Source organism: Aquimarina megaterium XH134 (genome assembly GCF_000520975.1).
GTDB classification, from domain to species: domain Bacteria; phylum Bacteroidota; class Bacteroidia; order Flavobacteriales; family Flavobacteriaceae; genus Aquimarina; species Aquimarina megaterium.
In genome coordinates this window covers 1-24,715 of record NZ_JACB01000013.1, presented here as the reverse complement: position 1 = coordinate 24,715, position 24,715 = coordinate 1, and the positions used below count along the sequence as shown (strand labels likewise).

At 32.6% G+C, this 24,715-nt stretch carries 24 protein-coding genes; 21 read left to right on the top strand and 3 right to left on the bottom strand.

Annotated elements, in window-relative coordinates; all coding sequences use genetic code 11:
• Positions 1–97 precede the first annotated feature (97 nt).
• Positions 98–2,758: a T9SS type A sorting domain-containing protein gene (locus tag Z053_RS30030; protein WP_081748240.1), complete on the bottom strand. Its 2,661-nt coding sequence runs from the start codon at positions 2,756–2,758 to the stop codon at positions 98–100.
• 221 nt (positions 2,759–2,979) lie between these two features.
• On the opposite strand from Z053_RS30030, the gene Z053_RS0109715 reads away from it, so the two are divergent.
• The 21 genes from Z053_RS0109715 to Z053_RS0109615 all read left to right on the top strand — a co-directional run bounded on the left by Z053_RS0109715 (position 2,980) and on the right by Z053_RS0109615 (position 22,992).
• Positions 2,980–3,330, top strand: a complete 351-nt coding sequence (locus tag Z053_RS0109715; protein WP_035095716.1) for a hypothetical protein — start codon at positions 2,980–2,982, stop codon at positions 3,328–3,330.
• A 195-nt stretch (positions 3,331–3,525) separates the two neighbouring features.
• Positions 3,526–4,224: a hypothetical protein gene (locus Z053_RS0109710; protein ID WP_025664827.1), complete on the top strand. Its 699-nt coding sequence runs from the start codon at positions 3,526–3,528 to the stop codon at positions 4,222–4,224.
• 57 nt (positions 4,225–4,281) lie between these two features.
• The gene (locus Z053_RS0109705; RefSeq protein ID WP_025664826.1) at positions 4,282–5,388 is read left to right on the top strand and encodes an AraC family transcriptional regulator; all 1,107 of its coding nucleotides are present in this window, start codon (positions 4,282–4,284) and stop codon (positions 5,386–5,388) included.
• 97 nt (positions 5,389–5,485) lie between these two features.
• Positions 5,486–5,941, top strand: coding sequence for a nuclear transport factor 2 family protein (locus Z053_RS0109700; protein WP_025664824.1), 456 nt, complete (start codon positions 5,486–5,488; stop codon positions 5,939–5,941).
• 184 nt (positions 5,942–6,125) lie between these two features.
• Positions 6,126–6,965: an alpha/beta fold hydrolase gene (locus tag Z053_RS0109695; RefSeq protein ID WP_025664823.1), complete on the top strand. Its 840-nt coding sequence runs from the start codon at positions 6,126–6,128 to the stop codon at positions 6,963–6,965.
• Positions 6,958–7,452, top strand: a complete 495-nt coding sequence (locus Z053_RS0109690; protein ID WP_024770999.1) for an RNA polymerase sigma factor — start codon at positions 6,958–6,960, stop codon at positions 7,450–7,452. Before Z053_RS0109695 ends, Z053_RS0109690 begins: the two co-directional genes overlap by 8 nt.
• Positions 7,445–8,050 (top strand): hypothetical protein, encoded by a 606-nt coding sequence (locus Z053_RS0109685; protein ID WP_025664822.1) that lies wholly within the window; start codon positions 7,445–7,447, stop codon positions 8,048–8,050. Before Z053_RS0109690 ends, Z053_RS0109685 begins: the two co-directional genes overlap by 8 nt.
• 69 nt (positions 8,051–8,119) lie before the next feature.
• Complete coding sequence (locus Z053_RS0109680; RefSeq protein WP_316930172.1) at positions 8,120–9,079, top strand: GlxA family transcriptional regulator; 960 nt, start codon at positions 8,120–8,122, stop codon at positions 9,077–9,079.
• Between the two features lie 242 nt (positions 9,080–9,321).
• A complete protein-coding gene (locus Z053_RS30025) occupies positions 9,322–10,230 on the top strand; it encodes a DJ-1/PfpI family protein (RefSeq protein ID WP_051476019.1) in 909 nt (302 codons plus the stop codon).
• Between the two features lie 174 nt (positions 10,231–10,404).
• Positions 10,405–12,564, top strand: a complete 2,160-nt coding sequence (locus Z053_RS0109670; protein ID WP_025664819.1) for a serine hydrolase — start codon at positions 10,405–10,407, stop codon at positions 12,562–12,564.
• A 30-nt stretch (positions 12,565–12,594) separates the two neighbouring features.
• Positions 12,595–13,266, top strand: coding sequence for a hypothetical protein (locus Z053_RS0109665; protein WP_025664818.1), 672 nt, complete (start codon positions 12,595–12,597; stop codon positions 13,264–13,266).
• Positions 13,267–13,461: 195 nt separating this feature from the next.
• Positions 13,462–14,274 (top strand): hypothetical protein, encoded by an 813-nt coding sequence (locus Z053_RS0109660; RefSeq protein WP_025664817.1) that lies wholly within the window; start codon positions 13,462–13,464, stop codon positions 14,272–14,274.
• Positions 14,275–14,337: 63 nt separating this feature from the next.
• Positions 14,338–15,210, top strand: coding sequence for a ketopantoate reductase family protein (locus Z053_RS0109655; protein WP_025664816.1), 873 nt, complete (start codon positions 14,338–14,340; stop codon positions 15,208–15,210).
• Between the two features lie 13 nt (positions 15,211–15,223).
• Positions 15,224–16,000 (top strand): agmatinase, encoded by a 777-nt coding sequence (gene speB / locus Z053_RS0109650; RefSeq protein ID WP_025664815.1) that lies wholly within the window; start codon positions 15,224–15,226, stop codon positions 15,998–16,000.
• Between the two features lie 95 nt (positions 16,001–16,095).
• Positions 16,096–16,986, top strand: coding sequence for a helix-turn-helix domain-containing protein (locus Z053_RS30020; protein WP_025664814.1), 891 nt, complete (start codon positions 16,096–16,098; stop codon positions 16,984–16,986).
• 49 nt (positions 16,987–17,035) lie between these two features.
• On the top strand, positions 17,036–17,548 hold the full coding sequence (locus Z053_RS0109640; RefSeq protein WP_025664813.1) for an SRPBCC domain-containing protein: 513 nt from the start codon (positions 17,036–17,038) through the stop codon (positions 17,546–17,548).
• Between the two features lie 229 nt (positions 17,549–17,777).
• Complete coding sequence (locus tag Z053_RS0109635; protein ID WP_025664812.1) at positions 17,778–18,215, top strand: hypothetical protein; 438 nt, start codon at positions 17,778–17,780, stop codon at positions 18,213–18,215.
• Between the two features lie 264 nt (positions 18,216–18,479).
• A complete protein-coding gene (locus Z053_RS30015) occupies positions 18,480–19,961 on the top strand; it encodes a M28 family peptidase (RefSeq protein WP_025664811.1) in 1,482 nt (493 codons plus the stop codon).
• On the top strand, positions 19,961–20,926 hold the full coding sequence (locus Z053_RS0109625) for a threonine ammonia-lyase (RefSeq protein WP_025664810.1): 966 nt from the start codon (positions 19,961–19,963) through the stop codon (positions 20,924–20,926). The genes Z053_RS30015 and Z053_RS0109625 overlap by 1 nt, the downstream gene beginning before the upstream one ends.
• Complete coding sequence (locus Z053_RS0109620) at positions 20,910–21,866, top strand: ornithine cyclodeaminase family protein (protein ID WP_025664809.1); 957 nt, start codon at positions 20,910–20,912, stop codon at positions 21,864–21,866. Before Z053_RS0109625 ends, Z053_RS0109620 begins: the two co-directional genes overlap by 17 nt.
• Positions 21,867–21,870: 4 nt before the next feature.
• Complete coding sequence (locus Z053_RS0109615; protein ID WP_025664808.1) at positions 21,871–22,992, top strand: aminotransferase class I/II-fold pyridoxal phosphate-dependent enzyme; 1,122 nt, start codon at positions 21,871–21,873, stop codon at positions 22,990–22,992.
• 102 nt (positions 22,993–23,094) lie between these two features.
• On the opposite strand, the gene Z053_RS0109610 is transcribed toward Z053_RS0109615, so the two are convergent.
• Positions 23,095–23,808 (bottom strand): hypothetical protein, encoded by a 714-nt coding sequence (locus tag Z053_RS0109610; protein ID WP_025664807.1) that lies wholly within the window; start codon positions 23,806–23,808, stop codon positions 23,095–23,097.
• Positions 23,809–23,944: 136 nt separating this feature from the next.
• Entirely contained in the window at positions 23,945–24,643 is a 699-nt protein-coding gene (locus tag Z053_RS0109605; RefSeq protein WP_025664806.1) for a hypothetical protein, read from the bottom strand.
• Positions 24,644–24,715: the final 72 nt, after the last annotated feature.

Here is a 24,715-nt window from a genome sequence, read left to right as displayed (position 1 = left end):
AAACCTATCCATATTTTATATCATATATGATGATTAAATACTTTTGATAGGCTTTGGTTTCTAATTTAGTTAACATCTATTCTTTAAACAGGTAGTGTTAGTCTTTGTAAAATATTTTAGAGATGCTCTCTTCTTTAGATAGAGGGTATAATTTAATAATGTAGGCTCCTTTAGATAAAGTAGATACGTCTATACTATTCTCATTTTGTTTTTTATATTCACCTACTTTTTTACCATATATATCAAATATCATTATCACAAATTCTTGTCCGGCAACAGAGTTACTTATCTGTAATTGATCTTTTGCAGGACTAGGAAATATTTTTATATCCTGTAACCCTCTACTATTTTCATTAGGTGGCAATGAGGATTTCGCTCCATTCTGGCAATATGCTGCATTTTGATATGGTGTAATCGCAACGGTTTTATACACGGGAGGATTGTTGTAATACTCACTTATTTTTGTAGCTAACCACCGATCATCATCTCCATTAGTACCAATAGAACCTATTCCTGTGGTAGATCCTCCACCCCATAAAATTGCAAAAACATTCATATCTGCTAATCTTTGCAGATTAGAGGTTCCCCAATCGTAACCATTATCCTTAGCCAAAAGCTTTCCAACCGTATTTGCATCATAATGAGGAAGTGCTGCTAACGATATATTTTTTAAATCTGGATGAATTTTATTTAGATTCGTTCCTATTCTACTATCTCCAAGAAAATAAGGAGCAGAACCCGAAGAATGATTAGCAATATCGAAATTAACAATATTTTCATCTGTAGTAGGGATATGCCCACCGGGGATTTGCCATAGCATAATAGGTACATTACCTACTCGTTCTGCTATTTCTTTACAAAAGATCAGATATTTATCCCAATGTCTGGCAGTCCATGCATAATTTTGTATTGCAGCCGGCCCAAAACAATCTCTTTCATATCGATCAAAAGCTATAAAGTCTGGTTTCCAATCTCCTGTATAAAGCTCAAGGCTATTCATAAAATCTGCTACTTCTATTGCTTCACTCACAGGATCATTAAACTCTCCTGCTTTTTCAAACACCCAACGGGCAGAACCAGCAGCCCACACATTTTGCTGATATCCAAAAGGTATTTTACATTCTCCGACGTGATGGATAAGGAAATTAACCGATTGAAAATAACCTTTTAGGTTATCAGAAAAAGAAGGAAGTCCCGTAATACTTAAATTTTCATCTTCAAAAGCTCTTTTGATATCCTGATTAACCTCAACTCTCATCGTTCTGATATTATGATCATTTCCAAAAACGACATCTTGTTGAATAGCACCTATTAGATCTGGACTAATTACAAAAGCTCCGGGATTAGGATGATCGGTATCTTCATAGCTTAACATAACTTTAATTTCCTGAATCAAATTTCTATAATGAAAATATAGGTTCTGATTTTCAGACAAATCTTTTATTGCTTCCAAAGACCCTCCTCCACTAGCGTTGGCAGTGTAATGTACCATCACGGGAAGTATTTTTCTACCACCTTGATTATTTTCTAATCTTCGTGCTTGCTCAATGGTATTCTTTGTAGGAGTCATATCAGGAATTTTACCTCTATCCCCTGCACCATCTAATCCAGAATATTTAAAAAGAACACTTAAAGGCGAGTTCTTAAAGTTATCGTCAAAAGAAGCCGCTGCATTTGTTATAGTTCCATGAGATAGGTATTCAGGAAACCCTTTAACAGTAAACTCATGCACAGAAGAAGCGGTAAAAGAAACAGCCAGAGTATTGCTACCTCCTGCTGCTACTGTAAGATTAGCAGTGTATTGTGGAGTATAAATTAGGTTATTAGCACTATCGGTATAGGCAGATATTGTAACACTATAGTTTCCTTCGAGAACCTGTGATATAGTAGTACTACCATTAGCAATCTGTGTGTTTTTACCTACACCGTTTATATCATTATTCTTAAGCGTAATTGCTGTAGAAACTCCGCTGGGAAGTCCAGATACATTAACAGTTACATTTTCTGTTCGGATAGTAGATTTAGTAAATCCTATTGCAATAGCGGTATTTGTTTCAGAAGGAGTAAATAATAAAGGTGATAATTCTGAATATGCACTGGTGTATTGAGTCATACCTACAACAAAATTATCTGCCCATATCTGGTATTGCTGATTTACTCTTAACGAAGAAGTTTTCGATGTAGTAATTGTTTCTGTGGATTGAGCATTAGAACTCATATTTTTATAGTTAACCACAACAGCATTAGTATCATTTCCTGTTACCGTAGTTGTTACATTTGTAAATAAAGAAGGAACTCCATCTTCTGTATAAAATCTAACAGAATCTGCAAGATCACTGTATGTTGATGTTACTGTTCTAAGATCAATTCTAAGTTTAAAACTTTCATTAGGAGATAAAATATGATCGACCCAGGATGCTTCAGGAAGTCCAATATTTAAGGAATTAATAAATTGATTTCCATCTTGTAGATGGGTCATAGTTACAGTTGGGTATGAAATACTTCCATTTGGTGTAAAATTTACAAGGCTTGGAGTACCATCCGATAAAAACTGAATTTTCGCATTTCTAGCATTAATACCGCTATTTCCCGTGTTTTTCATCTCTATATCAAGATAAACATCTCCCCAAGATTGTGGTAAAAATTCCATTTTTAATTGATAAGTTGCTGTAGGATTACTATAATCTCTAATAAATGTTTGGGAATACATACATAAAGTAAAGAGTAAGCATACGACGAATAAGAGTTTGTGTTTCATTGTTTACGTTTTAAATAAGTTGGATTAATATATATTGAGATTCTTTAAAAGATAGAAATAAGGAAAAGGTCTAAAAAACTAATTAGCTGAATGGCTCTAATTTGTAGATTTTCGGAGTGTTTTTTGAAACAAGAAGCAATTTACGATCAGAAAAAGAAAATAATTTTTAGTACATTAGATAGTATAAGGCGTGGTTAACAATGTATAAAAACTCTAGAAAGATGATCGTTATGATAATAGGTAGTATGGTAGTAATTAGTATAGTTACTCTTGTCTTCCTTTTGAGTAAAATTAAGCCAAGCCCTAATTGCATTTTTTATGAAAACTATATTCTAATAAAAGAATCACCTTATTCTGATGAGTTGAGTGATTATGAAATTATAAGAGAAGAACAAGAACTTAGGTTTAGAACCAAAGAAGGCTACTCTTTATTTATCATAAAATTAAATTCTAAAGAAAACCAGGAAGTAAAATTAATAGGGCTTGCCAGTTATGGTGCAAGAAATGTTGAATTTAATCGATACATCTGTAATTTGGTTGATCAAATCAATACTAAAACAAATACTAATTAAGTATATACTTCATACCAAGAGTTAGTAAGTTTTAATCGGATCATCTCTACATCATCGATTTTCGCGATTTTATCTTCAAATAAAAGTACACATACGGTATATGTACCTTTCGCCCCCTATTATTCTTCATTTCCCAGATGATAGCATATACATTTGTCTTGTAAAAAAATTCATTAATTAAAACTGAAGAACTATATGAAGCTTTTAAAAATCTCGTTATTAACACTCTTTTTGACTGTTAATTTTACATCCCTGAATGCGCAATCAAAGACAAAATCATATACCCTAAAAAAAGGGCACGTATTTGATATCATATTTCTGAATACCAAACCCGATACTAAACAAAAACTACAGCATTATTTTAAAACTGCATTTCCAGTTGCCGAAAAAATGGGATATCATAATTTACCGGGGATTGCAATAAAAGGAAGTCCGACTCAAGGTAATTATCATCCCGAAAGTATGATTTTTGGATATTGGGATACCCTTAATGGTCGAGAAAAATTCTTACAGGATATTCAAAAAATAATGCCTGATTTTCATGAAGAGAGAAGAAATATCTGGTCAACATTTGGTCTTACTTATTACGAATTAAAACAAGATCTTTCTTTTAGTATTAATCCTGAGAAATTTAATATTGTTACTGCGTATTGGCATAAAGACAAGTCGTCTTTTCAAAAATTTAAACAAAGATGGATACAAAAAATGAAAAAAGCAGGTGGTCAAACACAAGTTGAGTTTACAGAAGGTGCATCTCCTTTTGGATATAACTACAATCCAGATTATTTGGTTATTACCACCTGGGAAAATAAAGCCGCTTTTGAACAATTTTATAAAGAAAACCTAAAAATGGATCATAGTTCGGTGAAACATGTGAACCAGTTTCAGATTTAGTAACTATTTTAGACCTATAAAAAGCAGGTTATTAAATAACCTGCTTAATACATCATTATGCAAACACTTTTAAATCAACTTGTATATTTTGGTTATTTCCAGAGTTTATTTTTACTCTGTATTTATCTTTTTTCGCCAAAAAACAGAAAAAACATTAATGGATATGTTGCTTTTTTGGTTCTGGTTCTTATGATTGGTTTATCGGGGCGAGTCCTTTATATATCTGATATCTTTGGTAAAAACTTTCGGTTGATTGCATTTTCTGAGTTTGCAACACTATTATTTGGATCTACAATTTACTTGTTTACCAAATCTTCTTTATTAAACAAACGCTTTTCGTACCAGGATTTGTTACACTATCTCCCCGGGGTTTTCTATATCATTTTTGTTGTTTTTATGTTTATGCTTCCTACAGACGAAGTCATAGGAGCAAGAATTAAAAGTGGAGAATTATTTCGTACCATAACTATTTTTATAGGCATTGGATTGCTCTTCAATATCACATATTGGGTAATGAGTCTACAATTATTTCTTTCTTTTAGAAAAGAGTTACGTAACGAATTAAGTTATACTGTAAAAACTCAGTTTTTTCTTAATTTCCTAATCGCAATTGGTATTTGCTTGCTATCTTGGGTGGTTGTCTATTTCATTAGTATTTTTGGATTCGAAATGATAGAAAGAACAGCAAGAGAGACGATTTGGTTAAGTATTGCATTAATCATTCTTTTTATTGCTTATTACGGTATGATTTCTCCTGATCTGTTTAAAATCATCCCCAGTGGAGTTCAAAAAAAATATACGCAATCCAAATTATCCAAATCCGATCTTGATCAGTTGCAAGCCAAATTAGATCGATTAATGGTAGAGAAAAAACCATATCTCAACAGAAAATTATTAAAAGCAGAACTTGCCGATATGCTAGGAGTAAGTAGCCCCGAAATAGCACGATTATTGAACGAAAATATCGGCATGAATTTCTTTGAATACATCAATTATCATCGGATTAAAGAATTTGTAGAATTAGCACAAACAGATAAAGCAAAAAACTTAACTTTTTTTGGGCTGGCGCAGGAAGCAGGTTTTAATTCTAAAACTACATTTAATAAGTCTTTCAAAAAATTGATGGGAACATCTCCAAAAGAATATTTTACTTCTCAGCAATAAAAAATTAATCCTTATTGTTCGTTAATATTTAAGAAAACTTTCAAATTTAATTATTAGATATCTTCTATTTTAGAAACAAAAATAAAAGGTCTTTATCATGAAATATATGTTTAAAATTGTTTTACTATGTTGTATCGGTTTACTTTCCTATCAAACAAATGCACAATCCAAACAAGATTCTCTGGATATTAAACAAGTAGCTCTTGATTACCTAGAAGCACAACACAATGTAAATCCTAAGCAGTTTGAACGTGCTGCTCATCCTAGAATGGTAAAAAGAACTTTTTGGAAAAATAAAGCGACAAACAAAGAATACCTTCGAGAAACGTTTACAGATTTTATGGTAATTCTCTCAGAGTTTTATAATAGTAACGGAGATAAGTTTCCCAAAAAACCAAAAAAAGAGGTTATTATATTAGATGTTTTTGATAAAACAGCTTCTGTAAAACTTATTGCAGATGAGTGGATTGATTATATGCATATTGTAAAAATAAACGGCACATGGAAAATTGTAAATGTCCTTTGGCAATTTAACGATTCTTCCAAACATTAATCTCTCTTCTTATATGTATATATTCAATAACTCTAATATCCTCTGTATGTTATCAACCAACTATTGACTAAGTTTTCACAGGTCTTTTGTATTTCTTTTTATTTTTTTTATCCCACGTGTAACAATTCACAACTTTCTGCATCAAAGGGGAAAATCAAAATAGAAATACAATAAAAATAAAGACATGAAAACATTTAGAATTACCCTCTTAGCATTAGTTATCATTAACCTGGGATTTAGTCAAACATCGGCTATTACGACCAAAATAGTTGGACAAGGAAATCCTGTATTATTTTTACCAGGTTTTACTACTCCCGGATCGATATGGAACGATACTGTTGAACATTTAACTACAAAAAGTGAGGCTCATCTTATTTCCTACGCTGGTTTTAATGGTAACCCGCCTATTGCAATGCCATGGTATGATACCATTAAAAAAGAATTGATCGTATATATTAAAGATAAAAACCTAACCAATGTAACAATTATAGGGCACAGTATGGGTGGAAATCTAGCTATTGATCTTGCTGCAGCACTACCCGATACAATTACCAGATTAGTTATTGTAGATTCTATCCCGTGTATGCGAGAATTAATGATGCCTAGTGTACCAGAAAGTCAAATACAATACGATAGTCCATATAACAAGCAAATGCTACAGGCAGAAGATACACAGTTTAAACAGACTGCTACCATGATGGCACAAAACATGACCAATAATAAAGATAAAGTAGATACTCTAATCAATTGGATTATGGAAGCTGATCGCGAAACCTATGTATATGGATATACCGATTTATTGAAGCTTGATTTAAGAAAAGTTTTAAACAAAGTGACTGCAAAAACCTTAATTCTGGGAGCATCTTTTCCTTCTGTAGAAATTGCAAAGTCTAATTATGAAAAACAATATGCTACTTTAGCAAACAAATCTATCGAGATGGCTTCAAACAGTAGACACTTTATTATGTTTGATCAACCCGAATGGTTTTATACAACAGTAAACACTTTCCTCGCAAATGAGTAAAAAGAATCAACAGCTTTTTGAGACCGTATATCGCCAGTGCTATCCTATGGTTCAGCAAATGTGTCTCGGTTTTATGAAAGGAGATATAGATATGGCTAATGATCTTTCGCAAGAAGTATTCATTAACATCTGGAATGCTCTCGAAAACTTTAAAGGGCAATCCACTCATAAAACCTGGGTGTATAGAATCACGGTAAATACATGCCTGCAATACATAAGAAAAGAAAAAAAGAAAAAGAGATTATCCTTTGATAAAATTGAACATGTACTGGTTGATGAGTCACAAAATCAAGATGCAGAACAAGAACAAGGATTGTATATAGCTATAGGCCAATTAGAAGAACTGGATAGGTTAATCATTATGATGGTGTTAGAAGGACAGGACTATGAAACTATATCACATGTTTTAGGTATTAAACCCACCAATGTTAGGGTAAAAATTCACAGAATAAAGAAACGACTTAAAAAAATATTAGATCATGAGTAATGAATTTGATGATTTGCAACGTAAGTGGCAAAAAGGAAAAAAAGATATTGAGAGTAATTCTGGAGTATTAGAAGAGACATTATCTTCTATTACTTCGAAGAAAAATTCTAATACCCGTTTTCACTACGGAAATATCATAATACTATCAATCACATTAATAGGAATATCTGCCTTTTTCTACTATATAGCTCCGGTAAAAGAAATACTTAGTAGAATTGGAGTAGCTTTAATGATAGGAGGATTACTACTACGAATACTAATTGAGTGTGGTAGTGTCTTAAAATCAAAAAAGATCGATATAATAGACGATGTCTTAAAAACAACCAATAATACAATAGCATTTTATAAGTTTAGAAAACGTATTCATGGACCAATCACGATCACTATTATTGCATTGTACACTATTGGTTTTTATATGATCACTCCAGAATTTAGCTTATACTTTACCACATGGCAAATGGTATTGATCGACGTTTCCTATGTTATTAGTGCTATTATCTTTATTAAGTTCGTTAGAAGTAGTATTCAAAAAGAAATACGGACTCTTTTAGAAATTATCGAGTTAAAAAATAAAATCATTGAAGAAAACGAAGCATAAAAACCTTCTCTTTGCCCATTTAATAGTCTCTAAATAATACTATTTATTAGTATTTTAGCTTAAAATAAGATTATCAAAGATATCATTTTTGTCATACCACCCAAAGTTCATTTATTAGACATTAATGGTCCAGCACATATCTTTTATGAAGCAAAAGAATATGGAGCCGATATCAATCTTTATTTTGTTACCATAAGCAATGAACAAGAAATACAGAGCAGTGCTGGATTGTATTTTGCAAAGCTTTCTAATTTTGAGAAATTCGAATTAACAGAGGATGATTTTATTTTTATCCCAGGGATAGAATTTCAATTACTTTCTGATTCTGAATTTATACAAAAAAGTAAAGCATTTTTGGATTGGTTAAATATTCAACATTCTAATGGAGTTAATATCTGTTCTGTATGTACCGGAAGTTTTTTACTTGCTGAATCAGGATTATTAGATGGGCATAAATGCACAACACACTGGAAATACTTTAACGAATTTGCAAATAAATTTGGTGAAGTCGATCTAGTAAATAATAGATTATTCGTTGTAGATGATCGTCTGTACTCTAGTGCAGGAGTTAGTTCTGGTATTGACCTTTCCTTATTTATTCTTGAGCAACAATATGGTCCCAAATTTGCTACAGATATAGCCAAAGAAGTAGTTATATATTTTCGCCGTAGCGAATCCGATCCACAATTAAGTGTTTTCTTACAATATCGAAATCATCTGGATACTCGAATTCATGATGCCCAAGATTATATGACAAAACATCTCCACACTTCATTCACTCTTGAAGATATGGCCGAGTATGTGCATATGAGTAGTCGTAATCTTACACGGCTCTTTAAAAAAACGACCGGAATCACCGCTGGTGCTTATCTCGAAAAACTTAGGATAGATAAAGCCATACATCTTTTGGCCGATGGTAATAAGGTTAGTTATGTTGCCAATCAATGTGGATTAAAAAGTACGAACCAATTACGAGCTTTACTTAAAAAGCATAAAGAAATTTTACCTGTTAACTTCACTTATATATAATTTATCTGTCCTAATACTGCGTACACCTGTCCTTTTAAGATACATAAAAGACATTTAATTTTGAAGAATTAATCATTACTCAAAAAAGAATGCAAAAGTTACTATTATTATTGTTGTTGATCAATATATCAGCTATATCGCAATCTTCAGTAAATTCTAATGAAATTTATGTATGTCCTCCTTGCAATAGCAGCTGCGATACTTTAAAATTTAATAAACCTGGAATCTGTCACCATTGTAATATGAAACTTACGACAAAAAAAGAACTTCAAAAACTCGCCAGCAAAAAAATGAAAATTGCTTTCTATTTACAACCTGGTATAGAAGTATTAGATTTTGCTGGTCCTATGGAAGTATTTGCCTATGCAAATTTTGAAGTTTTTACGGTTTCTAAAACCAAAGAACCTATTATTTCCCAGGGTATCCTAAAAGTACTTCCTGATTATAGTATAGCTAATAGTCCTAATGCAGATATACTTGCTTTTTTTGGAGGAAATTCTTCGAGTGCTTTTAATGATCCACAAGTAATTGAATGGATAAAAGCCCAACAAAATATCAAATACCATTTCTCTGTATGTACAGGAGTATTTGCACTAGCAAAAGCCGGAATTCTTGATGGTAAATCAGCAACCACTTTTCATAACGCATTGAATGGCTTAGAAACTAATTATCCAAATATAACAGTGATAAAAGACGCCCGATTTGTTGATAATGGACAAGTAATCACCACAGCTGGTATTTCTGCCGGTATTGATGGTGCTTTACATTTGGTAGCAAAACTCCAAGGGTTTAATGAAGCGCGAAGAATAGCATACCATATGGAATATGATAAATGGATACCAGGAGAAGGGGTAATTTTATCAGAAGATGATCCTTATAAAAATTATAATGACATAACAATTCTCGAAGCATATACCGGAACCTATGAGTATCTGGACGGAGCCAAGGTGAAATTAAAAATTAACTCTAGAGAAAAAGCCTTATATGCTATAATAGACGATAGAAACTATCCAATTTTTCATGTGCAAAATAATACTTTTATAAACCTGGCAAACCATAAGATCACATTTATAAAAGATAAAAATAAAAAAGTTACAGGGTATACGTCTTCACAACATCCAAAAACAATATTTCATAAACTAAGTGATTAATACCAATCTATATAACAGCACAGTTTAAAACCTCCTTGTTTAACTTTTATTTCAATTTATAACTGCAAAACTGTAACAATCTTTAAACAATAGTATCTTTAGAAAAGATGATGTTCTTTAATGTCATCTTTTTTAAGGAATATAGCTATTTATTCACATTTTAAATCAATCATTATGGGTTTGCGCTTTAATTCTCTTACAGATACCATTCATCATCAATCCAACGAACATCGTAATATTTCAAAAAGAGTAGTGCATATAACACTACTCTTTTTTGTGTTTTTCAATACTGCATACAGTAATTTGAATGATACAAAAACAAAATCAGAAAGTTTAATAGAAATCTCTAATGGTGCTATCGCCCATGCATATCCTGTATCTTCCATAACTATTGATGGAAATACCCAAGATTGGCCAAAAGATTTTACTCGTTATCCTATCAATAAACTGCCATATGGTGGTGGACCTAAAGACAAAAATGATTTTGATGCTTATTTTCAGGTGGGGTATAATCTCTCTGAAAAAGCACTTTATATTGTTGTTGTAATAACAGACGATTCTCATATTGTAGATACTACCGACGCATCAGGGTGGAATACACAAGATACCTTCAATTTTTATATCGACCAGCAACACTCTCCCGATGGTTCTGGTGTAGATTTATATCAATATGGTGAAAATTATAAAGACACCAATAATCAATCTATAAGCTGGGATCCCACAAAGAAAAACACAAATTGGGATGCTATAGAGATTAAATCCAAACGCAATAAAAACACTACTATTTATGAATGTAAAGTAAAACTGAATAGTACCTTGATTGTAGGAAAATCTATTGGAATCGATCATGTGTTCATAGATAAAGATGCCGACGATGATCAAAACTCTAATTCTTTTATTGCCTGGGGAAATAGTGGCGGTAAAAGTAGTGCCCCAGGAAGACTTGGTGATGTAATATTGATGAAAGAAAAAGAAAAAACAGGTACAATCAGCGGAAAATTAAAATGGAAAAATAGTGCTATGAAAGGCTATCCTAACCGAATTCGATTTACATCTACTCATAATCCCGCCCTTTGGATACAAACTGTAGTAGATTCAACAGGGAATTACTCCTTAGATCTTCCTTCTGGTGAGTATATCATTTCACCCGCATCAGGTTTATTTTATCAAGATGAAAGTGAATTTAGAGACGAAAAGCTTTTTAGAATAAATACAAAAGATACCAATATCAAAATCACAGCAGTATCAAATAAAACCATCACTGCCCCAATATTTGAATTATCTACCATTCCTGATCCAGATATAATTCCAGACAAAGGAATTTTACACGATTTTGATATCAAAAAAGCTTCTATAGTGGATACCTTTATCAAAACATATCAGGAACATTATCAAATCCCCGGAGTATCTCTTGCTTTGATTAAAAATGGTAAAGTCGTCTATCATCAAACCTATGGAGTAAAGAACACACTCACAAAAAAGAAAGTAGATCACAACACCTTATTTGAAGCTGCTTCGATTACCAAACCTGTTTTTGGTTTTGCTGTAATGCGATTGGTAGAACGCGGTATTATTGATCTTGATAAACCATTATATGAATATTTGCCATTTAAAGCCATTGCACATGATGATCGCTATAAACTTATAACAGCTCGACATGTAATGTCTCACAAAACAGGATTTCCAAACTGGGCTTGGATGAACGAAGATGGAAAGATTGATATTAAATTTACACCAGGGACCAAATATCGATATTCTGGTGAAGGTTTTGAATACTTAAAAAGAGTCGTTACCAAAGTAACAGGTAAGGATATCAATACTATACTAAAAGAAGAAGTGCTTACACCATTAGGTTTAGAAAACACCTATTTTTCTAAAAACGAATACCTGGCCAAAGTAGTATCTAATGGTCATTTTGATAACCTGCCATCACAGGCTTCATTACCAGAAAATCCAGGTATGGCCTGGAGTATGCATACAGAGGCTAAAACATTTACCAATTTCTTATTAGGATTACAGAACAAAAAAGGACTAAAACCAGAAACCTATAAAGAAATGTTCAAAATACAAACCAGAATTCCTAAAGATAAAGAAGATCCTAGTCCAGAAGGATGGGAAAACTATTTTGGATTAAGTATCCATATGCAAAAAACACCATTTGGGCCTAGTTTCGGGCATGGAGGTAATAATGGTGATTTTAGATGTGAAGCTGTACTGTATAGTGATCTTAATATGGGATATGTTGTATTTACCAATAGCAATACAGGAGATAGTCTTAATACTGCTTTATTAGAGTTTTTAATTACTGGTAAGCAAAAGAAAAGTAATGATTAGTTTTCTTTACATCTCATACATTTTTTATTCATGATCAAAATAAAAATAACCTGGAAGTATTGCCTAGCCTTTTATAGTATCATAATGTTATATGCATCATTACATGAACTAGTGCATCATTTTTCTGGATATTTTATTTGTGGAGATTGGGGAGTAAAGACATTCAATTATTTTGAGACGGCATGTGAGCAAGATTCAAAGTCATTAATAGCAACATACATTGGTCCAATTTTTAGTTTTATCATGATGTACCTGGGAGCACATTTTCTAAGGAACAAATCATCAGATTATAAAAAACATTTAGGTTTTGCTATCATCTTTGCTCAATTACCACTTCAAAGAATGATCTCTCCCTTTTTTAAGATGAATGATGAATTTTATGCTACAGCTAAGCTTTTCGGAGACTCTTCGTTTATATATTGGTCAGTAATTATCATTATTTGGTTAATTTGCCTACCTCCTCTTATAAAAGTGTATCGATCAATAGAAAATAAACATAAGTTAATATGGTTCCTTTTTTACCTGGTTCTTTTCCCTTATATATTGTGGGGGCCAATTTTTGGAATTCTTGAGTTTTTAATGGTTGAAAAAAAGTTTTTAGCGCAGCCCATCATCGGAATTGGATTACTATTTATTATTAATGAAGTCATTACTATAATAGGATACTACTTAACCAAAAAATATATAAACCCTTACCATTAATAATAATTGCTTCGTGTATTTTTTCTCTAAATCTTAAAGCAAGAACATTAGTATTTAAAAAACTCATACCACCAAGTTATCATTTATGATGTTTTATATTTCTAAACCTTATAATCACAAGCAAAATACTTAAAAATTATAATTACATTGGTGTCTATATTTAATTGTTGGTCCTTATCAAAAACCAAAATTCACATGAATAAGAATATCATTATAATTCTTAGCTGTTTCATAATACTGTCTTGTAGTAAGAAAAACACAGAATTAATTCTTTTGGGAACCGTTCATCAACCCATAGAAAATTTTAATTCGGATAGTCTATATAATATTCTGGTCAAAATAAAACCAGATCTCATCCTATATGAATGTGATTCTTCTTTTTTTACAACAGATTTTAAATTCAAAAAGACCTGGGATAGCAATGAGAATATCGCTACGATAAAATACATGAACACTTTTGATGTAAAAGTAAGACCATATGATTTTACAGGGCGAAATGAATACCGAATCAAAATAGGCTCCAGACCAACAGATAGTAAAGCTTTTAAAATGCTCGATAGTCTATATAAAAATGGAGTCCTTAATCCGCAAGAAGAACAAGTTTACAAAGAATTTTTAGTCATAAATGATACCCTAAATTCTTTTGCCTATTTGGGTCCAAAAGCATTTAACAACCTAAAGACCGATAGTGTATCTAGTATCAGACAGGATTTTCAATATAAAAAATTGGGAAAAATAATGGCTAATATCCCTGCTTTTAAAACTACATATCATAAAAAAGCAGATGGAGACAGCATTAGCTATCTCGAAGGTTATAAACGAGCATCTGATTTTTGGCAGCTTAGAAATAAAACAATGTCTAAAAACATTCTTCATTTCACAGAAGAATATAGAGATCAAAGAATTGTAGTTTTAAATGGTTATTTTCATAGATACTACCTAAATGCACTACTTAGGTCTAAACAAAATATAAATGATTTTACGATAAAAGAATTTCATGAATATTAAAACCATATTATATAAGCACATGAGTTTCTTTCATGTTAACATAACATCTCGCAAAAAGAATAAATGAAAAGAATTGGAGTATTAGGTTTGGGGGCAATAGGTTCTGTAATATCACGGATATTAGTAGCACATCCTGAAAACGACATATTCTATTATACTAGAACCCCAAAATCAAAAATCAAAATACTATATCAAGATGAAAAAATAGAAATACCTATCGACTCTAAAAAAGAAAGATCAGAAGAACTCGATTGGCTAATAATATGTTTAAAAGAATATCATTTTGAAGCAGCTAAAGAGCAGCTCGCTCAATTAATTGGAGTACATACCAAAGTTGTTGTTATAAGAAACGGTATAGAATTAAAAGCATCTATTACACCTTTTACCAGAGATGAAAATATTTTGGAATGTATGATTGATTGCCCTACTCAACCTATTGAGGATAATTATTACTTACAATTCTCAAAACCAACACTTAAAGTCCAAAAAAGCGAGTTAGCTAAACGATTTAGAGCGCTTTTTACCAAAAATGATGTGCAAATAATAGAAGTACTTGATTACAAAACTGAAAATTGGAAAAAACTAATAGAAAGTTCTACATTGGGGTCCATATTATGCTTAACCGGAAGAACATGTTCTGTTTTCGAAAACCAGGAAGTAGTTGATCTCTTTAAAAATTTATTGAGAGAAGGAATTGAAGTTGCAAAATCAGACGGAGCTATAATCGAAAGTAGTTTCGAACCTGAAATATTACATAAAATAGCGACCTACTCAAAAACAAAAGGAAGTTCGATGTTATCAGATCGGTTAATCGGTAACATCATAGAAGTTAACGCAAAAAACGGGGCGATCGAAAAGATAGCTTTACAAAATAGAATTGCAACACCAATTAACGATACTATTTGTAAATTACTCAGGCAAATAAATCAGAATTAATACCAAAAAACAAATGAGTAAAATTGTCATACAAGGAATACAATTTGATAAAAAATCTTCTTTTCAGCAAGGTCCCGGTCTTGCTCCCCCACTAATTAGAGAAGCATTACACTGCGGTTCGCTTAATTTATTTACCGAAAACGGAATCACAATCGAAGATTCCCGAATAATCGATAAAGGAGATTTTGATATTTCAGACTATTTCGATATCGAAACCATAACTTCGAATCATTTAGCACCTGAAACAAAAGTTTTTACCCTAGGAGGAGATCACTCTATTACTTTTCCTATCATTAAGGCACATCATAAAAAATATCCAAAATTAGATATTTTACATATCGATGCGCATTCTGATTTGTACGATAACTTTGAAGGTGATAAATATTCTCATGCTTGTCCTTTTGCAAGAATTATGGAAAACGGATTCGCTGCCAGGTTAGTTCAGGTAGGGATTAGAACACTAAACACACATCAAGCAGAGCAAGCAGAAAAATTTAATGTCGAAATTCATCAAATGAAAAACCTGGACTTAACCAAAATATCTCAATTTGATAATCCTGTATATATCTCACTGGATATGGATGGTTTTGACCCGGCCTATGCACCCGGAGTTTCGCATCACGAACCAGGAGGTCTATCGTCTAGGCAAGTAATTGATTTAATTCACAATATAAAAGGCGAAATTGTTGGAGCCGATATCGTAGAATACAATCCTAACAGAGATTTTCAGAATATGACAGCATTTCTGGCTGCCAAAATGATGAAAGAGATTTTAGGAAAGATGCTATAAAATAAAAGTAACAACCAATTATGATGTGATAGATGTACTAACAGGTATATTAATACATTATCGTAAATTGTTTTTTTTGATAAAAGAAAATTAGAGTGACATCCGAAAACGAAATTGTAACCTCAAAAAAATGGGAATTGGATAAGATTTCAATTTCTCACAATATTATTGATTATAAAACATTTGGATCTTATATCTCTAAAAACGATTCTGAATCGGTAAGACTACATTTTGGATTAAGTGGAAATTATAATTTTAAGTACAAACAGCTAAACTCTTCTTTCGATTTAGTAGGATCACACAATAATATCATGTATTCTAAAGGAATAGAAATCGAAGTATCTAACAAAAGTAAAAGAATTGAGACTTTTGGAGTTAATTTCAATACAGATTTCTTTATTCATATTGCTCAAAATGGTAATGAGTCACTAAAAAAACTTGCCGATAAAGTAATCCTTAATGAAAATGCTATTTTATCTAATGAATGGAGGCCTAATAATTTTAAAATACAGCAGGTCATTAATGAGATTCTATATGCACAATATACCAATGAACTCAAAGACTTATTCCTGTTATCTAAAAGTATAGAACTTCTCGTATTACAGGCAGAACTCTATGAATTAAATACCACGAACAAATTCATTAAATCTAATTCTGATAAACAAAAACTATTTGAGGCAAAAGAAATTTTAACCCTGCAAATAGATAACCCGCCAACAATTAGTCAATTATCAAAACTAATTGGTCTCAACGAATACAAACTTAAGAAAGGGTTTAAAGAACTATTTGGTACTACTGTATTTGGATACATTCACAATAATCGAATGAATCTAGCCAAAAGACTATTATTAGGAACAGATTTATCTGCAAAAGAGATTGCTTACAAAACTGGTTATAGTTCTCCTCAACATTTTTCAAAAGCATTTAAAAAAGAATTTGGTACTACTCCCGATAGTATTAGAAATTATCCCGATCGTACAATCTAAAAGAAGAAAATAGTGGCATTTTTGGTTTCAAATTGTAAAACTAAAATATATGAAAACCAGATTTTCCTTATTAGTAATCACCTCATTATTATTAATAGGTTGTAAATCAAAAAACACTGCTGCAATTATGATGATCGAAAAAGAAATTCAATTCAATATCAATAAAGAAAAAGTATGGGAATTATTAACAAACCCAACAATAACCAAACAATACATGTATGGTTGTGAAGTCATATCAGATTGGAAAGTAGGGAATCCTATCTTCTGGAAAGGGTTAACCGAAGATAGTAAAGAGGTTATCTATGTAAAAGGAAAGATAGTAGAGTATAAAAAAGGAGAACTAGTAACTTTTACAATGTTTGACCCAAACATGGAAATTGAAGACATTCCTGAAAATTATTTGAGCCTGACATATTATCTGAAAGAAAAAAACAATAAGACTACACTAAAATTAACTCAAGGAAATTTTGCTACCGTTGCTCTAGGAGAAAAGAGATACGAAGAATCTCTAAAAGGATGGGAAATGGTAATCCCCGTTATGAAACAAATAGTCGAACCATAAATACCTTATAAAGAAAAGTAATAGCGGTTTGATTATTTTTTTCAAACCGTTTTTTGAGTATTGAGTTTTTCCAAGAAAATGATCACAAACGATTCCATAACACTATCAAGAAGTTATCGACGTAAAGATTTCACTGAAAACAAGGTGACACAAATCATTTATGATATCTATCTTTGGTCTAATGATATATAGTAATCGAAAGGTGTATCACTGATTAACATGAGAACGTATGAAAAAAATAGTTTTAATTCTTTTAGTATCCTTGCCATTATTTTCTTTTTCACAAAATAATTTGGATAAGATTTTGATAGGTAATCATTATCTGTCACTTCAATGGATTTCTTGGGACCATTTTGGAACTGTCAAAATCGAAAAAACAGATAAAGACAATGTGTACACAATAGAAGGTCATCAAAATAGTAAAGAAAATAGTGATTTCTTAAAAATTAAAGGCACTATTACTCCACGTTCTGCAAAGCACCTGGTATTTAATGGAACTATTGAGACCCAGATAGATTTTATAAACAACGGAAAACCTTGCAAAAGAGAAGGAGAATTCAATTTTAAAGTAAAGGGAAATAGAAAATACTGGAGACTCCAGGAGATGAGTAATCCTTGTAGTGAAGTTACCGATTATGTAGATATTTATTTTATTCAAAAAAAATGATATCCTCCAAAATTTCACTTATCTAAACAGCCATTTAGGAGCTATACTTCTAATTTTTATCTACAGAATTATTTTTTTTCTATATTTGTATAGACAGAAATATAGTAACAGTATGTTACACTCTTGTTTTTTAGCTTAAGGAAGAACATCGGAAAAACAAGTGAATTTCTTACGGAAAACCTCCGTATACCTTAATCAACAAAAGTTGGTTTGGTGTACGGAGGTTTTTTTATTACATCTGGTATTAATTAACACATTACTATTATGAAAAAAGTTATCATCGCATTTGTGGCAATCATCATTGTTTTTATTGTCACTTTGTATTTCTTTCCACAAATTTTATATACCACATCTCTTGGGCAAAGGATATTGATGAAAATGGAAGGCGATCAAGTAGCAGAATTTTATTTTAAAGAAAATCAGACTACCAAAGACACTCTATATATGAATGGTGTTATTTATTCTAATACACTATATGATATTAAAGAAATCCTGTTCGAAAACCCAAAAGTAACCACATTGGTAATGGAAGAGGTTCCCGGGTCTATAGACGATGAGATAAATCTTCTTGCTTCTCGTGAAATCAGGAAACATCATATAAACACTTACATCCCAGAAAACGGAATGGTGGCTTCTGGAGGAACAGATATGTTTTTGGCAGGAGAAAAACGAGATATTCATGCTACAGCCAAGCTGGGGGTGCATTCCTGGTCGGGAGAAGATAGTGTAGCACTAGATTTTCCGAAAGATCATCAAGAGCATAAAAAATATCTAAACTACTATACCGAAATGAATATTCCTACAGCATTTTACTGGTATACCTTAGAAGCAGCTCCTGCAGATAGTATTCATTGGATGACAGCTAACGAAATAAAAAAGTATGATGTGGTAACAGATTCGGGAATAGAAACAACCGAATTACTGGATATTCAAAAACAAATATCATCAGATCAGTACTTGGGAAGAGGTACAGGAAATAATCAAAAAGCACAAGATTTTATCAGGTCATATTTTAAAAACATCGGTTTAGAAAAATTAGATACCGATTACGATTCTCATTTTACTTTTAAAGATAGAAAAACCAAAAAAGAGAGAACAGGAACTAATTTTATAGGTTATGTAAAAGGAAAAATGTATCCCAAAAAATATATCGTTATTGGTGCGCATTATGATCACCTTGGCATTATAAACGACACTATATACAATGGCGCAGACGATAACGCCTCTGGTACTTCTGCCCTATTGATCTTAGCAAAGCATTTTTCTAAAAACCAACCTCAGCATTCTATTCTTTTTGCTGCTTTTGATGCCGAAGAATTAGGACTATTTGGTTCTAAACATTTTGTAGATAACCCGCCGGTTTTGTTATCCGATATCAAACTCAATATCAATATGGATATGATTAGCCGTAATCCTAAAAACGAAATATATGTGGTTGGTACCTATCCTTATCCACAGTTTAAACCTATAATCGAAAGTATTGCAAAAGATAGCTCGTTAACTGTTTCTTATGGTCATGACGATCCAGAGGATAAAACCAAAGATTATTGGATGTTTTCTTCTGATAATGGTCCTTTTTTCAGGAAAGGAATCCCTAATATTACTTTTAGCGAAGAAGATCACCCAGGGTATCACCAGGCAACCGATGATGTCGAAGAAATACATCCAGAATATTATAAAAACGTAGCAAAATTAATCCAGAAATCTATTGAAGCGATAGATCAAAATTTTCCAAATTCAAAATAATGATACGGGCTACAGATATAATTGATGCATACAAAATCAGCAAGCCTGATTTGAATAGAACACCTATGGCATATTCTCCTGAATTAAGTAAAATATCTGGAGCGAATGTCTTTCTAAAAATGGAATTTTTACAATATACGGGATCGTTTAAAATACGAGGAGTTCTTACTAAGGTACATAGTTTAGACAAAAGTGTTTTTGACAAAACTTTTGTAGCAGCATCTACCGGGAATCATGCTGCAGCATTTGGTTATGCTTCAGAAAAATTTGGATTTAAAGGTGTTTTATTCCTTCCGAAAAAAACAAGTGACGCAAAAATAAAAGCTCTTGAGCAATATGGGATGAGAGTTATTTTCTATGGCGAAAATAGCCTGGAAACCGAAGAAAAAGCAACAGCCTATGCAAAAGACATCAATGGTGTTTTAATTCATCCCTATAATGACCAAGAAATTATTAAAGGGCAAGGTACTATCGCTGTCGAAATAGAAGAACAAGTACCAGAAGTAGATGTTATTTTAACTCCTGTTGGTGGTGGTGGACTGGCATCTGGCATGAGTACTTATTTTAGTACTCATAATAATGTTTCGGTCATTGGTTGTCAACCTAAAAATGCATCAGAAATGCATTTATCGATACTAAAAAACAGTATTGTTCCTCCAAGTACTTTATCCACTATTGCAGATGCATCTGCAGGCGGAATTGAAAATAACGCTATCACCTTTGATATTTGTAAAAAATACTTGTCTGGTTTTGAAGTCATCGAAGAAGAGGATATTAAAAAAGCCGTAGCGTTTATGGTGAAATATCATAAGGTAGAAATTGAACCTACCGCTGCTCTTCCGGTAGCAGCATTATTACAAAGCAAAGCGTATGATGGTAAAAATGTGGTTCTGGTGCTAACAGGAAGAAAAATAGATAATCAATTATTAACCCAAATAATGGTGAAATATGGCGACTATTATTAATCTGAAAGACATTAAAGAAAGTATACAATCATTAGATGTAGTTGCGGCTATGGAAGAAGGTTTTATACACTACAGTAATGGTAAAACGGTGGTTCCGCCTGTAGGTGAATTACTATTTGAAGATCCTCCCGGGGATGTACATATTAAATATGGATATATAAAGAATGATGATTTTTATGTTATCAAAATTGCCTCTGGTTTTTATAACAATTCAAAATTAGGAATAGCTTCCAGCCAGGGAATGATGCTCATATTTAGCCAGAAAACAGGACAACCTATAGCCATTTTATTAGACGAAGGGCACCTTACCGATATTCGAACTGCAGCAGCAGGTGCTTTGGCAGCTACATATTTTGCTCCAAAAAAAATAAACGCCATTGGTATTATAGGTACAGGGATACAGGCCAAATTACAGTTGCAATTTCTGCAGAAAAACAATCCCTGTAAAACCGTATGGGTATGGGGAAGAACACTCGAAAATGCAAAGAAGTTTAAAGCAGAATTGAATACTGATTTTGATATCTATATTGCCAAAACTCCAGCAGAAGTAGCAAAAAATAGTACTCTAATTGTTACCACTACTCCTTCTGAAGTCGCACTGCTCGATGCAAAAGACATCTTGCCGGGCACCCATATCACAGCAGTAGGCTCTGATACTTCGGATAAGCAGGAACTTGATAGTGAATTGCTTCAAAAAGCAGATATCGTTATTGCAGATAGTATTCCGCAAAGTAAAAGTAGGGGCGAAATATATCGAGCCGTTAAAGATGGAGCAATTTCCGAAGAAAAAATCGTTGAGCTTGGCAGTGCAATTCAGGACCCTGCCTTACAACGCACCGATGATCATCAAATAACAATAGTAGACCTTACAGGAGTTGCAGTACAAGATATAATGATTGCAAAAGCTGTTTATAAAACATACATGAATACTAAAATATAATAGAATGAATATTCCAATTTTTGAGCTCGAAAGAGTACAATCCTTATTTGAAAACACGGTAGATTATAATCTTACCGAAAGTGGTTTTCATCCCTATACGCTTAATGAACTATTAGAGAAGGATCAGATAGATACACTTACCAATACTGTTTTAGGATATGGGCAAACTAACGGTTCTATCCCATTGCGTAAAAGGATTAGTGCTATGTATAATGGAGCCAATGAAGAAAATGTATTGGTCACCAATGGTTCTTCTGAAGCAAATTTTATTGCTTGCCATACTTTATTAGAAAAAGGAGATGAAGTGGTTATGATGGTCCCCAACTATATGCAGATCTGGGGTATTGCCGAAGAAATGGGGTGCATCCCAAAAGCATTTCATTTACGTGAAGAAAATAAATGGAGACCAGATATTGAAGAATTAAAGACCCTGGTCACTTCAAAAACAAAAATGATTGCACTATGTAATCCTAATAATCCTACGGGATATACGCTCTCTTCTGAAGAAATGCAGGAAATCGTAGCTATCGCAAAGAGTGTAGATGCCTGGGTATATTGTGATGAAGTATATCGTGGAGCAGAATTAAACGGAGAAATCATAGAAAGCTTTATTGGGATGTATGATAAGGTTATGGTTAATGGTGGGTTGTCTAAAGCTTATGCCCTACCCGGATTACGTTTGGGATGGTTAATAGGACCAGAAACGTTAATTGCAGATACATGGGCATACCATGATTATACCTCTATTACTGCAGGTATTATGAGTCATTATATTGGTGAGATCGCATTAAGACCCGAAAAACGTAAAGAAATACTAACCCGAAACAGAACCATGCTTAATGAAAACTTAATAGTAGTAAAGCAATGGCTCGATCAATATGGGGATTTATTTGAATATGTACCCCCAAAGAGTGGTGGAATGTTATTTATAAAATACAATTTAGATATTAATTCTACCGAACTGGCAGAATGGTTACGAACAGAAAAAAGTGTATTCATTTTGGCAGGAGATTGTTATGGGATGGACCATCATTTCAGAATAGGGATTGGAGAACGCAAAGAATATATCCTGGCGGGTTTAGAACGCGTTAAACAAGCTCTAAAAGAACGGTTTAATTTATCATAGCAGTCTGCCTGTCATAATTTTACTAAATAATAAAAACAGGCTGTCTAAAAAGACAGCCTGTTTAATAGGGTAATTTTTGTTTACATCAAATTTAGACTACTCTTATCTAACAAAGTAGTTTTTAGGTCCACTTGACTGAGTAGTGCATCCATTTTTAGATACAGAAAGGGTAATGGTAGATCCTCCTTTACTTAACAAAACACTTCGTCCTGTTTTATAAGTGGTACGGCCGTTATGAACAATTTTCCACTTATAGGTATACTTGGTATCATAATTCTTGGCATCAAGAACAGAATTAAAAACTTGCTCTATCATTGTATGTCCACTGCTTGGACATGAAGCTGTAGGTGGAACCGATGATGGAACTTCTACAAAAGTAAGTACAGTACCAGCCTCTCCACTTGGTACTGGATACATATATATGATAGACGAAGCTTTTCTACCAGTTCGAAGAATTCGCACTCTCCTTTTGGTAGGGTCTCCTATAATCTTAAAATCTCCAGTAACTTTCCAATATCCAGGGCCTTCTGCTTCTGCAGTTATATATGTTCCTACATATACTATGATTTTTCCGTCTATAATCGAATAGGCTTTTCCATTAGGGTTGTCATAGCTTATAATCCTAAAATAAACAGGGTCGGTTTGGGACATTGCTTCGTTGGCATTGTCATTAAGATAACCTTCTGACTGATTTTCTGTTAATAAGCTTTTTGATTCTCCTTCGAGATTATCAATAGTACCACCATCTGTCTCGCAACTACCAATAAAGATGGTTAGCATTAGAATTGAAGCAATTTTTAAAATTGTTTTTTTCATGATTTGTTGTTTTATGAATTAGATGTGTGATTGTAAATAATTAGAATACTCAATACAGAGCATAGCAAGTCATGGTCATACTACATTAGATATGCCTATTCTGTAACTCAAAGTTGAAGGCAAGTCTGCTGCCTAATTACCTTCCAATATTCACATAAAAGTTTTGAGTTCTGGTTTGGGTAGTACAACCATCCAGGGTAACAGTAAGCGTGACATTAAAATTTCCATAACCTCGCAGTCTAATATTGCTTCCTGTTCCATGGTATGTATTTCCTTTATTAACGACTGTCCAGTTATATGTATATCTCTCATCATAATTACTGGCAGCAGCATATTTAGAAAAGCTTTGTCTCATTTTGGTATGCTCGCTGGTAGGACATGAAGTTGTAGGTGGTGTAGTGTCTGGATAAATGAAAGCATCAAAAGTAAGAACAGAATAGCCCCCGCTGGTAATAAAAAAAAGCTTGCCTTCGTTCTTATTGATTCTTTTAACCCGCACTGTTCTTTTATTATGAGTATTATCAATAATTTTAAAACCTCCGGTAGCTTCCCAAATTCCATCACAATTTGCCTCAGCAATTGTGATCGTATTTACATAAGGATATACTTTTCGGGTCCTAAAATCCATCCACATAGGGCCTTCATACCTTTTAATACTCCAGTTATGGCAACCATTAGCTGCTTTTGTAGCAGATTTATCTATTGTAGAAGTCTCTACAGATATATTTTTTGATTCTCCTTCAAGACCATCAAGAGTACCATCATCTGTCTCGCAACTACTAATAAAGGTTGCCAGCATTACCATAGTGATTACTTTAAAAATTGTTTTTTTCATGATTTGTTGTTTTATGAATTAGATCTGTTATTGTAAATAATTAGAATACTCAATACAGAGCATAGTAAGTTA

Excerpts from the sequence above, each read along its gene's own strand:
- Z053_RS0109690 (WP_024770999.1), top strand. The coding sequence starts at position 6,958 with ATGAGTAAAAAGAATCAACAGCTTTTTGAGACCGTATATCGCCAGTGC.
- Z053_RS0109700 (WP_025664824.1), top strand. The coding sequence starts at position 5,486 with ATGAAATATATGTTTAAAATTGTTTTACTATGTTGTATCGGTTTACTT.
- Z053_RS0109610 (WP_025664807.1), bottom strand. The coding sequence starts at position 23,808 with ATGAAAAAAACAATTTTAAAAATTGCTTCAATTCTAATGCTAACCATC.
- Z053_RS0109635 (WP_025664812.1), top strand. The coding sequence starts at position 17,778 with ATGAAAAAAATAGTTTTAATTCTTTTAGTATCCTTGCCATTATTTTCT.
- Z053_RS0109715 (WP_035095716.1), top strand. The coding sequence starts at position 2,980 with ATGATCGTTATGATAATAGGTAGTATGGTAGTAATTAGTATAGTTACT.
- Z053_RS0109695 (WP_025664823.1), top strand. The coding sequence starts at position 6,126 with ATGAAAACATTTAGAATTACCCTCTTAGCATTAGTTATCATTAACCTG.
- Z053_RS30015 (WP_025664811.1), top strand. The coding sequence starts at position 18,480 with ATGAAAAAAGTTATCATCGCATTTGTGGCAATCATCATTGTTTTTATT.
- Z053_RS0109625 (WP_025664810.1), top strand. The coding sequence starts at position 19,961 with ATGATACGGGCTACAGATATAATTGATGCATACAAAATCAGCAAGCCT.
- Z053_RS0109640 (WP_025664813.1), top strand. The coding sequence starts at position 17,036 with ATGAAAACCAGATTTTCCTTATTAGTAATCACCTCATTATTATTAATA.
- Z053_RS0109710 (WP_025664827.1), top strand. The coding sequence starts at position 3,526 with ATGAAGCTTTTAAAAATCTCGTTATTAACACTCTTTTTGACTGTTAAT.
- Z053_RS0109685 (WP_025664822.1), top strand. The coding sequence starts at position 7,445 with ATGAGTAATGAATTTGATGATTTGCAACGTAAGTGGCAAAAAGGAAAA.
- Z053_RS0109620 (WP_025664809.1), top strand. The coding sequence starts at position 20,910 with ATGGCGACTATTATTAATCTGAAAGACATTAAAGAAAGTATACAATCA.
- speB (WP_025664815.1), top strand. The coding sequence starts at position 15,224 with ATGAGTAAAATTGTCATACAAGGAATACAATTTGATAAAAAATCTTCT.
- Z053_RS0109705 (WP_025664826.1), top strand. The coding sequence starts at position 4,282 with ATGCAAACACTTTTAAATCAACTTGTATATTTTGGTTATTTCCAGAGT.
- Z053_RS0109615 (WP_025664808.1), top strand. The coding sequence starts at position 21,871 with ATGAATATTCCAATTTTTGAGCTCGAAAGAGTACAATCCTTATTTGAA.
- Z053_RS30030 (WP_081748240.1), bottom strand. The coding sequence starts at position 2,758 with ATGAAACACAAACTCTTATTCGTCGTATGCTTACTCTTTACTTTATGT.
- Z053_RS0109660 (WP_025664817.1), top strand. The coding sequence starts at position 13,462 with ATGAATAAGAATATCATTATAATTCTTAGCTGTTTCATAATACTGTCT.
- Z053_RS0109605 (WP_025664806.1), bottom strand. The coding sequence starts at position 24,643 with ATGAAAAAAACAATTTTTAAAGTAATCACTATGGTAATGCTGGCAACC.
- Z053_RS0109670 (WP_025664819.1), top strand. The coding sequence starts at position 10,405 with ATGGGTTTGCGCTTTAATTCTCTTACAGATACCATTCATCATCAATCC.
- Z053_RS0109665 (WP_025664818.1), top strand. The coding sequence starts at position 12,595 with ATGATCAAAATAAAAATAACCTGGAAGTATTGCCTAGCCTTTTATAGT.
- Z053_RS0109655 (WP_025664816.1), top strand. The coding sequence starts at position 14,338 with ATGAAAAGAATTGGAGTATTAGGTTTGGGGGCAATAGGTTCTGTAATA.
- Z053_RS30025 (WP_051476019.1), top strand. The coding sequence starts at position 9,322 with ATGAAACTTACGACAAAAAAAGAACTTCAAAAACTCGCCAGCAAAAAA.